The organism is Nocardia sp. NPDC005978, assembly GCF_040614455.1.
In the GTDB taxonomy this organism is placed as follows: Bacteria; Actinomycetota; Actinomycetes; order Mycobacteriales; family Mycobacteriaceae; genus Nocardia.
The window spans coordinates 1-4,497 of sequence record NZ_JBEXUS010000214.1 but is presented as its reverse complement, the minus strand read 5'-3'; the positions used below and the strand labels follow the sequence as shown (position 1 = coordinate 4,497).

At 70.6% G+C, this 4,497-nt stretch carries 4 protein-coding genes; 2 read left to right on the top strand and 2 right to left on the bottom strand.

The features are described 5' to 3' along the window. Together ABZ319_RS40045 and ABZ319_RS40040 are read right to left on the bottom strand one after the other, a co-directional pair. Positions 1–687 (bottom strand): DUF6542 domain-containing protein (locus tag ABZ319_RS40045; RefSeq protein ID WP_354991820.1); only part of this gene is annotated, 687 nt, incomplete at its 3' end. Positions 688–776: 89 nt separating this feature from the next. Next, entirely contained in the window at positions 777–1,925 is a 1,149-nt protein-coding gene (locus tag ABZ319_RS40040) for a DNA recombination protein RmuC (RefSeq protein ID WP_354991819.1), read from the bottom strand. Between the two features lie 247 nt (positions 1,926–2,172). On the opposite strand from ABZ319_RS40040, the gene ABZ319_RS40035 reads away from it, so the two are divergent. Together ABZ319_RS40035 and ABZ319_RS40030 are read left to right on the top strand one after the other, a co-directional pair. Beyond that, positions 2,173–3,456 (top strand): exonuclease SbcCD subunit D, encoded by a 1,284-nt coding sequence (locus tag ABZ319_RS40035; RefSeq protein WP_354991818.1) that lies wholly within the window; start codon positions 2,173–2,175, stop codon positions 3,454–3,456. 97 nt (positions 3,457–3,553) lie between these two features. Next, a partial coding sequence (locus tag ABZ319_RS40030) for an SMC family ATPase (RefSeq protein ID WP_354991817.1) occupies positions 3,554–4,497 on the top strand: 944 nt, incomplete at its 3' end.

Below are 4,497 nucleotides of genomic sequence, written 5' to 3'. Positions count from 1 at the left end.
GCGCTCGGCGACGCGGCCCGCGGGGCGGCGGCGGGCGGTCCCGGCGGCCGGTGTCTCGGTGGACTCGGCCTTGTCGGCCGCGCGGCCGCGGCGCCGGGTGGTCGCGTCCTTGGGATCCTTGGCGTCCGCCGCCGGGCGGCTGCGCGGTGTCCGCGGGGTGCGCGGTCCGGCGGTCGTCGGGCGCGGGGTCCGGGGCTGCGGCCTGCGCAGTGCGCTGAGCGCGGTGCCGTCGAGTTCGCGGCGGTGCAGCGCCACCCGGATCGCGCCCACGATGAGCACGAGCACGGTGGCCAGCGCCATCGTGGGGAAGCGGTTCACCAGGGGGATGGCCAGATTGAGCAGCATCTCGCCGAGCTTGCTGCGGCTGCTGCCGCTGCCGCCGCCGGAGTTGCCGATCATGAGTTGATAGGCCAGTGGCACCGAGAGGAACAGCAGCAGCGGCGGCAGCACCATGGTGGTGAACAGCCCGCGATAGCGGACCGCGGCCACGGCCAGCAGGCAGCCGAGAACGTACAGCGTGGCGAAGGTGCCGGTGAGCTCCGAACCGCCCGAATCGATGAAGAATCCGATGAAGGTACAGGTCACCGCAATGAGCACCGCCGCTCCCGCCGGCACTCCGGGAACCGTCGGCACGATCGAACGGTGCGACGAGGGGACCTCGGCTCGCTCGCTTTGGGTAACTGCCACGTCAAGCACACTAAGGCATGCGGGGACCGCGCGAGGGAGCCGACATCACGCGTACTCGAGGAACAGCGTGTGAAAAGGAACCCGTCCGGTTAGTCGTTTTCCGCGAATCCGACCGCCCGCGGCCAGGATTCCACCCGCCCGATATCGGGAACGGGGGCCTCCGCGATTTCCAGGTCGTGCAATTTGCGTGCGGTGACCATCACCCTGGTCTCCACCGACGCGACGGTGTGATTGAAGGAATCGACCGCTTTGCCCAATTGCGCGCCGAGCCGATCGAGGTGGCGGCCGGTGGTGCCGAGGCGGCCGTAGAGCTCGCGGCCGAGCTGCTGGATCACCGCCATGTCCGCGGTCATGGCCTCCTGTCGCCAGCCCAGCGCGACCGTGCGCAGCAGGGCCATGAGGGTGGTCGGGGTGGCCAGCACGACGTTGCGGGTGAAGGCGTACTCCAGCAGGCCCGGGTCCGCACCGAGGGCGGCGTCCAGGAAGGGGTCGCCGGGCACGAACAGCACCACGAATTCCGGTGACGGGTCGAAGGCCGCCCAGTACTCCTTGGCGGCCAGCTGGTCCACGTGGTTGCGCAGGTGCTTGGCGTGCCGGGCCAGATGGGCGTCGCGCTCGCGCGGCTCCTCGGTGGAGGCGGCCTCGAGATACGCGGTGCAGGGCACCTTCGCGTCGACCACGATGTGGCGCTCACCCGCCAGGCGCACCACCATGTCGGGGCGGATCACGCCCTCGGTCGCGCCCGAGCTGCCCGCGCGGCGGGTGACCTGGGTGTCGAAATCGCAGTGCCTGGTCATGCCGGCCAGCTCCACCACCCGCTCCAGCTGGATCTCGCCCCAGCGCCCGCGCACCTGCGGTGCGCGCAGGGCGGCCACCAATTGCCCGGTCTGCGTGGAGAGTTGGTGCGACATGCGCTGCATGCCCGCAACCTGTTCGCGCAGACCGGAATAGGCGTTGATGCGGTTGTGCTCGACCTCCTGGATGTGCCGGTTGAGGGTGCCGACCGCCTCGCGCAGCGGCTCGACGAGCGTGCCGATGGCATGGGATTGCCGCCGGGCCGCGTCCTCGCTGGCCGCACCGAGCGAGTGCCGCAGCAGCCGTTCGTTGTCGTGCATGGCCGACAGCCGGGCCTCGGCCACCGCCGCGCGCTGACCCGCGCGCGCGGAATGCCCGAGCCAGCCCACGGCCAGCCCCGCGATGAACACCAACAGCAGCGCGAACAGCATCGGTGCGGTCATGGGTGCCGATAGTGCCGTACGCCACCGACAAAATTGCGAAGGCGGCAACCGCGCGGCGTACCGAGAAATCGGTCTAATACGGTCGATTCGGGCAGGTGCAGCGGCTGTGAACAGGCGCGACGGTGCGATCCGGTTCGGTGTGGCAAACGGTGGCGATGCGGGCGAAAAGGACAATGCATGCGCGCAATTCCGACGGGGACGAGGGTACGGCCGTCTCTGTCGGTCGTATCGCCTACGGTTCTGCGGCATGCGCATCCTGCACACCTCCGACTGGCATATCGGGCGCACCTTCCACGGCGTCGATCTGCTCGGCGATCAGGAGAGTTCGCTCGCGGCCATCGCGGAATTGGTGGCGGCCGAGGGCGTGGATGTGGTCGTGCTGCCCGGGGACGTGTACGACCGGTCCATTCCGAGCGCGGACGCGATCGCGGTGTGCAATCGGGGATTCGAGGCCATTCGCGCGGCGGGGGCGACGATCGTCGCGACGTCCGGCAATCACGATTCGCCCACCCGGCTCGGTGCGCTGGGGAGTTTCGCGGCCGCGGGGGGTCTGCATCTGCGCTGTGCGATCGCCGATGTGGCGCGGCCCGTAATGCTGTCTGATTCACACGGAGAGGTGGCTTTCTACGGCATTCCGTATTTGGAGCCGGAGATCACCCGGGTGGAACTGGGCGTGCCGCAGGCCCGTTCGCACGCGGAGATCCTGGACGCGGCGGTGCGACTGATCCGTGACGATCTCGCCGGGCGCGGCGCGGTGCGGTCGGTGGTGCTGGCGCACGCGTTCGTGGTGGGTGGGGAGGCCACCGGGTCCGAGCGCTCGATCTCGGTGGGCGGGGTGGAGACGGTGCCGCTGTCGGCGTTCGCGGAGCTGGACTACGTGGCGCTGGGGCATCTGCATTCGCCGCAGACGCTCTCGGAGTCGGTGCGGTATTCGGGCTCGCCGCTGCCGTATTCGTTCGGGGAGCGATCCCATCGCAAGGCGGTGTGGCTGGTGGACCTGGACGGTGCGGGGTTGTCCGCGGTGACGCGGCGCGAACTGCCGGTGGTGCGCGGGCTCAGCCAACTGCGCGGCACGCTGGACGAATTGCTCACCGGCGCCGCGCATGCCGCGGCGACCGAGGATTACGTGTCGGCGACGCTCGTCGACGAGGTGCGGCCGGTGGACGCGCTGCGCCGGCTGCGGGAGCGGTTTCCGCACGCGGTGCACGTGGAATGGGTTCGGCCCGAAGGTAACTCGGAGTTGCGATACCGGGAGCGGGTGCACGGGCGGCGCGACACCGAGATCGCGCAGAGTTTTCTCTCGGACGTGCGCGGTGCGCCGAGCGCGGGGGAGATGACGTGGCTGGAGCGGGCACTGGCGGCGGCGGTGCGGGAGAAGGATCAGACCCGGCGGCCGGGCGGCGGCGTCGCGGTGGACGCCGGCGCGGCCGTCGAGCCGGGCGCGCCGGACGCCGGATCGTCCCGCGCGCAGGACGGGTTGTTCGGTTCCGACGGTGAAAACCCGGGCGGAGCAACCGGATTGACGGCGTGAACGCATACGGCGGCGCGCCGGCGACAGACTTCGCTCGCGTCCGCACCGGTGACGTAGTTGGATTGCCGTTGGCCAGAACTCTCGGAGGGAAGCGCGCGTGCGGCTGCATCGATTGGAATTGACCGCGTTCGGCCCGTTCGCCGAAACCGCCGTGGTGGATTTCGACGAGCTGGGGGCCGATGGGCTGTTCCTGCTGCACGGTCAGACGGGGGCGGGCAAGACCACGGTGCTGGACGCGATCGCCTTCGCGCTGTACGGGAGCGTGCCCGGCGCGCGCGGGGAGATCAAGCAACTGCACTCCGATCACGCCGACAAGCAGATCGCGCCGCAGGTGCGGCTGGAGGCCACGCTCGGGGGCCGCCGGTTGCGCCTGATCCGTAAGGCGGGGTTCCTGCGGCCCAGCAAGCGCGCGAAAACCGGTGTGACCGAGGAAAAGCCCGCCGCCACGCTGGAATGGCTGGACGGGCGCGGGCAGAATCTGTCGCGGATTCCCGACATCGGGGACGAGGTGCTGCGCCTGCTCGGGATGAGCGCCGACCAGTTCTTCCAGGTCGTGCTGCTCCCGCAGGGCGATTTCGCGCGGTTCCTGCGCGCGGACAACGAGGAGCGCGAGAAGCTGCTCGAAAAGCTCTTCGACACCGAGCGTTTCGGCACCGCCGAGAAATGGCTCACCGACAAGCGCCGCGAGAGCACCGCGGATCTGGACACCCGCAAGCAGGCCGTCGATCGCCTCATCGCGAGCGTGGGCACCGCCGCGGGGCTGCCCACCACCGCGACCGCCGGCCCGCTGGAATCGGTCGGCTGGTCCCAGTCCCTGCTCGGCGCGGCCCGCATCGAACTGACCGCGACGGCCACCGAACTGCAGGAGCGGCAGGGACATTCGGCGTCCACGCGGCGGGCCGCCGAGGCGCAGCGGAGCCTGCACGAGCTGCACCGCCGCCGCACCGAGGCGCTGACCCGCCTCGAGTCCCACGCCGCGGGCGCCGCCCAGCGCGAGGCCGCCCAGCTCGAACTCGACCGCGCGCGCCGCGCCGAGCCGGT